Annotated in this window: 6 protein-coding genes; all 6 read left to right on the top strand. The window is 62.2% G+C overall.

The annotated features are described in order from the left end of the window. Positions 1–877: amino acid--tRNA ligase-related protein (locus tag QOC89_RS28480; RefSeq protein WP_323048088.1), on the top strand; the 877-nt coding region annotated here is incomplete at its 5' end. 196 nt (positions 878–1,073) lie between these two features. Continuing rightward, the gene (gene nudB, locus QOC89_RS28485) at positions 1,074–1,577 is read left to right on the top strand and encodes a dihydroneopterin triphosphate diphosphatase (protein ID WP_323048089.1); all 504 of its coding nucleotides are present in this window, start codon (positions 1,074–1,076) and stop codon (positions 1,575–1,577) included. Next, on the top strand, positions 1,574–2,833 hold the full coding sequence (gene clsB, locus QOC89_RS28490; protein WP_323048090.1) for a cardiolipin synthase ClsB: 1,260 nt from the start codon (positions 1,574–1,576) through the stop codon (positions 2,831–2,833). The genes nudB and clsB overlap by 4 nt, the downstream gene beginning before the upstream one ends. A 226-nt stretch (positions 2,834–3,059) precedes the next feature. After that, positions 3,060–3,659 carry a TetR/AcrR family transcriptional regulator gene (locus QOC89_RS28495; protein ID WP_323048091.1) on the top strand — a complete coding sequence of 200 codons (600 nt, stop codon included), beginning with the start codon at positions 3,060–3,062 and terminating at the stop codon, positions 3,657–3,659. A gap of 100 nt (positions 3,660–3,759) precedes the next feature. Then, positions 3,760–5,547: an acyl-CoA dehydrogenase C-terminal domain-containing protein gene (locus QOC89_RS28500; protein ID WP_323048092.1), complete on the top strand. Its 1,788-nt coding sequence runs from the start codon at positions 3,760–3,762 to the stop codon at positions 5,545–5,547. Positions 5,548–5,649: 102 nt separating this feature from the next. After that, positions 5,650–5,744 (top strand): 3-hydroxyacyl-CoA dehydrogenase NAD-binding domain-containing protein (locus QOC89_RS31990; RefSeq protein WP_416340491.1); only part of this gene is annotated, 95 nt, incomplete at its 3' end.

Genomic DNA, 5,744 nt, shown 5'->3' on the forward strand with positions numbered 1-5,744 from the left:
CAAGGTGTTCAGTTCGCCTGCCAACACGAAGGACGGCCGCGTCGCGGCGTTGCGCGTGCCTAAGGGCGGCGAGCTGTCGCGCGGGGACATCGACGGCTACACCGATCTGGTTCGCATCTACGGCGCGAAGGGTCTTGCGTGGATCAAGGTCAACGACGTCACGAAGGGCCGCGATGGCCTGCAAAGCCCGATCGTCAAGAATCTGCACGACGCGGCGCTGGCCGCGGTTATCGAACGCACCGGCGCGCAAAACGGCGACATCATTTTCTTTGGCGCGGATCGGGCGAAGGTCGTCAACGACAGTCTTGGCGCCTTGCGCCTGAAGATCGGCCACTCGGAGTTCGGCCGTGCGAACGGTCTGATCGAAAGCGGCTGGAAACCGCTGTGGGTGGTCGATTTCCCGATGTTCGAGTACGACGAGGAAGACAACCGCTACGTCGCCGCGCACCACCCGTTCACGAGCCCGAAAGACGAGCATCTCGAGTATCTCGAAGTCGATCCGGCCCGTTGCCTGGCAAAGGCATACGATATGGTGCTGAACGGCTGGGAAATCGGCGGCGGTTCGGTGCGTATTCACCGTGAAGAAGTGCAGAGCAAGGTGTTCCGCGCGCTGAAGATCAACGCGGAAGAAGCGCAAGCCAAGTTCGGCTTCCTGCTCGACGCGCTGCAATACGGCGCGCCGCCGCACGGCGGGATCGCTTTCGGTCTGGACCGCATCATTACGATGATGGCCGGCGCCGATTCGATCCGCGACGTGATCGCGTTCCCGAAGACGCAGCGTGCGCAGGATCTGCTCACGCAGGCGCCGAGCGAAGTGGACGAGCGCCAGCTGCGCGAGTTGCACATCCGTCTGCGTCAGCCGGAACCGAAGGCTTAAGGTGCTCACTTAAGGCGCCGGCGTAACAGCCGGGCAGGTCGAAGCTGCCAGAACCTCGGCAGTTTCAAGCAACGAAAAAGGCGCGTAATGCGCCTTTTTCGTTTTTTGCGTTACAGTCGCAGCAACCGGTCTCGACCGTTGATTGGACCACTCGCCGACATGTAGCGCGCCAAGCGTTGCGCCCGGTTTTCAAGCCATGCCGAAACCGCCGAAGATCCCGCAATCCGTACTCGTCGTCATCCATACGCCCGCGCTCGACGTGCTGCTGATCGAGCGTGCCGACCATGCAGGCTTCTGGCAGTCGGTGACGGGCTCCAAAGACCAGCTCGACGAACCCTTCGTCGAGACGGCCGCGCGCGAGGTCGCCGAGGAAACCGGCATCGTGGTCGGCAGTGCGCTGGTGCCGCACAGCGCGCTGTTCGATTGGCAGTACGCAATCGAATATGAGATCTACCCGCAGTTCAGGCATCGCTATGCCGAGGGCGTGATCCACAACACCGAACATTGGTTCAGCCTGGAAGTGCCCGAACAGCTCGAGGTGACGCTCGCGCCGCGAGAACACACCGCGTTCCTGTGGCTGCCGTATGAAGAGGCGGCGTCGCGCTGCTTTTCTTCGTCGAATGCGGATGCGATCCTGCAATTGCCGAAACGGCTCGCTGGGCGCCCTGATAGTGGGCAGCCCAAGGAGCGTGCCCGGTGAGCGTCGGCGGCGCGCGCCGTTTCGCGCGACTCCGGCAATCGCTGCTCGGCCGCCGCTACTGGCAGCGCTACCGCTTTACCAGCGGCAACGACGTCAAGCTGCTGCGTTCCGGCGACGAGTTCTTCGCAGCGCTCGTCGAACGCATCGACGCGGCGCAGAGCGACGTGGTTCTCGAAACCTATATCTTCTGTAACGATAGTGCCGGCCAGGCCGTCAGCGCCGCGCTGATGCGCGCCGCGTCGCGCGGCGTGAAGGTGCGCGTGATCACCGACGGCATCGGCACCGCTCGCCTTCAGATGTTCGCCGAGTGGCCGCTTGCCGGCATCGATCACCGCATCTATAACCCGCACATCTTCGGCCGCTTAGGCTTCTCGCGGACGCACCGCAAGATCGCGGTGGTGGACGATCAGTTCGCGTACTGCGGCGGTATCAACATCGTCGACGATTACGAGAACAACGGCGAGAAGCTGCCGTACCGGCGCTGGGATTTCGCGGTGGAACTGCATGGGCCGGTGGTCGCCGATATCCGCCAGGCGTTCGAGGTGCAATGGCGGCGGATCCGCCTCGGGCATCGGCCGTTGGAGTCCCTCCAGCCCGATCTCGCGCCGAAGACCATGGCGTCGCTCGGCACGCTGCGCCGCCGGCGCCGCAACCGCAACGAGGCGCTCTGGGCCGGCGGGCTGCCGTGCGTCGCCTTCGTCGCACGCGACAATCTGGTCAACCGCCGCGCCATCGAAAAAGCGTATCTGACCGCGATCGGCCAGGCCCGCAGCGAAGTGCTGCTGGCCAACCCGTACTTCATGCCGGGCCGCAAGCTGCGGCGGGCGCTGGTGTTCGCGGCGCGGCGCGGCGTCGAGGTGAAGCTGATCATCGGGCGCAAGGAATTCAAGGCGCTCGATTACGCGGTGCCGTTTCTGTATCGCGCCCTGCTCAAGGCCGGCGTGCAGATCGCCGAGTACGAGAAAACCCTGCTGCACGGCAAGGTCGCGGTGGTGGATTCGAACTGGGGGACCGTCGGCTCGTCGAACCTCGATGCGTTGAGCCTGATGCTCAACAATGAAGCCAACGTCGTGCTGGTGAACGATCCCTCGATCGACGCGCTGCGTGAAGCGATCCTCGTCGCCTTCAAGGATTCGCGCCGGATCGATGAGGCGCGCTACGATGCCCGCCCGGCGGGCGAGCGCGCTCTCAACTGGCTGGCCTACACGACCTACCGGGCCGTGATGAAGCTGTTGACGGTGGGTGGCTATGACTAGCGCTTGCTCCACTCTCACCTAAGCGCAAAGGCGTGGCGTCAATGAAAGGCAGCGAAAGAAGGCAAACGCCTCTAAAAAATCTCCTTCCTCTGATTGACGGATGCAGCAGAATTGGAACCTGGTTAGAAACCGGTTTCTAATAAAGTCCTTGTTTCGCGGACGGCGGCACTCAATAATAGTACGGCCGTTCGATTTTCTTTCGGTCACATTAGAACGGTAAAAAGCTATGCGAAAAGGCGAACAAACACGAGCCGCGATTCTCGAAGCAGCACTCGATCTGGCAAGCCGCGACGGACTGGAAGGTCTGACGATTGGGCTGCTGGCCGAACGCATGCAGATGAGCAAAAGCGGTGTGTTCGCGCATTTCGGGTCGCGCGAGGATCTGCAGGTCGAGGTCGTGCGCGAATACCACCGTCGTTTTGAAGACGAGGTGTTTTTCCCGAGCTTGCGCGAGCCTCGTGGGTTGCCGCGCTTGCGCGCGATGATCTCCCGCTGGATCGAGAAACGCATTCAGGAAGTCACCACTGGGTGCATCTACATCAGCGGTGCCGTCGAGTACGACGACCGTGCGGACAACCCGGTGCGCGAGCAACTGGTGTCGAGCGTGACGATCTGGCGCGCGGCGCTCACCCGGGCGATTTCGCAGGCAATGGAAGAAGGGCATCTGCGCGCCGAGACCGATCCGCAACTGATGCTGTTCGAACTGTACAGCTTCACGCTCGGTCTGCATCACGACGCACGCTTCCTGCACTTGCCAGATGCCGTGCGGCTGACGTGGGCCGCGCTGGAAAAATTGATTATTTCGTATCAGAGCGAAAGCCGTTAGCAGAGCCGCCGAACTTCAAGCAGATTCAGCGGCGCTGATCGATCCGATCCACGGACTCAGCTAACAGCCTGGCTCCTTGTCAAACTTGGGAGATAGAGTCATGGGACAGTACGCCGCGCCGCTGCGCGACATGCAATTCGTGTTGCACGAACTGCTTAACGTCGAAGCCGAAATCCAGCAGATGCCGAAGCACGCTGATCTCGACGCGGACACGATCAACGCCGTGCTCGAAGAGGCGGGCAAGTTCTGCTCCGAAGTGCTGTTCCCGCTCAATCACAGCGGCGATCAGGAAGGCTGCACGTACGTTGGCGACGGCGTCGTGACCACGCCGAAGGGCTTCAAGGAAGCCTATCGGCAGTACGTGGAAGCCGGCTGGCCGGCACTCGGCTGCGACCCGGAATACGGCGGCCAGGGCCTGCCCGCGTTCGTCAACAACGCGCTGTATGAAATGCTGAATTCGGCGAACCAGGCGTGGACGATGTACCCGGGCCTGTCGCATGGCGCGTATGAATGCCTGCACGCGCACGGCACGCCGGAGCTGCAACAACGCTATCTGCCGAAGCTGGTCGCGGGCGTCTGGACCGGCACGATGTGTCTGACCGAACCGCATTGCGGCACCGACCTCGGCATTCTGCGCACCAAGGCCGAACCGAACAGCGACGGCTCGTACGCGATCAGCGGCACGAAGATTTTCATCTCCAGCGGCGAACACGATCTGGCGGAGAACATCGTTCACCTGGTGCTCGCGCGTCTGCCGGATGCGCCGAAGGGCACCAAGGGCATCTCTCTGTTCATCGTGCCGAAGTTCGTCCCGAACGAAGCGGGCGAGCCGGGCGAGCGCAACGGCGTGAAGTGCGGCTCCATCGAACACAAGATGGGCATTCACGGCAACGCCACCTGCGTGATCAATCTCGACAACGCGAAGGGCTGGCTGGTCGGCGAGCCGAACAAGGGCTTGAACGCGATGTTCGTGATGATGAACGCCGCGCGCCTGGGCGTTGGCATGCAGAGCCTGGGCCTGACCGAAATCGGTTACCAGAACTCGCTGGTGTATGCGAAAGAGCGTCTGCAGATGCGTTCGCTGACGGGCCCGAAGGCGCCGGAAAAAGCCGCTGATCCGATCATCGTGCACCCGGACGTGCGCCGCATGCTGCTCACACAAAAAGCCTACGCGGAAGGCGCGCGCGCGTTCTCGTACTGGTCCGCGCTGCACATCGACAAGGAACTGTCGCACGCCGACGAATCGGTGCGTAAAGAAGCCGCGGATCTGGTCGCGCTGCTTACGCCGATCCTGAAAGCGTTCCTGTCGGACAACGCGTTCGAAAGCACCAACCACGCAATGCAGATTTACGGCGGCCACGGCTTCATCGCCGAGTGGGGCATGGAGCAATACGTGCGCGACGCGCGTATCAACATGATCTACGAAGGCACCAACGCGATTCAGGCGCTCGATCTGCTCGGCCGCAAGATTCTCGGCGACATGGGCGCCAAGATGAAGAAGTTCGGCAAACTGGTGGCGGACTTTGTCGAAGCCGAAGGCGTGAAGCCGGAGATGCAGGAGTTCATCAACCCGCTCGCCGACATCGGCGAAAAGGTGCAGAAGCTGACGATGGAAATCGGCATGAAGGCCATGCAGAACCCGGACGAAGTCGGCGCGGCCGCCGTGCCGTATCTGCGCACCGTCGGCCACCTGGTGTTCTCGTACTTCTGGGCGCGCATGGCACGTGTCGCGCTGGATAACGAAGCATCGGGCGATCCGTTCTACAAGGCGAAGCTCGCTACCGCACGCTTCTACTTCGCGAAGCTGCTGCCGGAAACGGCGATGACGATCCGGCAGGCGCGCGCCGGCTCGAAGTCGATGATGGAAGTCGACGAAGCGCTGTTCTAAAGCACATCACGGCAAGCGTCACGCGCTTTGAAACGCGTGGCGCTTCGCCAGCCACACATCGCGACAAATACGCGACATCGCATAACTCCCCGGAGGAACGACGTGAGCAATCTGATCATTCGCAAGGTAGCCGTGCTCGGCGCCGGCGTGATGGGCGCGCAGATCGCAGCGCACCTGATCAACGCCAAGGTGCCCGT

Source organism: Paraburkholderia sp. (genome assembly GCF_034668105.1).
In the GTDB taxonomy this organism is placed as follows: Bacteria; Pseudomonadota; Gammaproteobacteria; order Burkholderiales; family Burkholderiaceae; genus Paraburkholderia.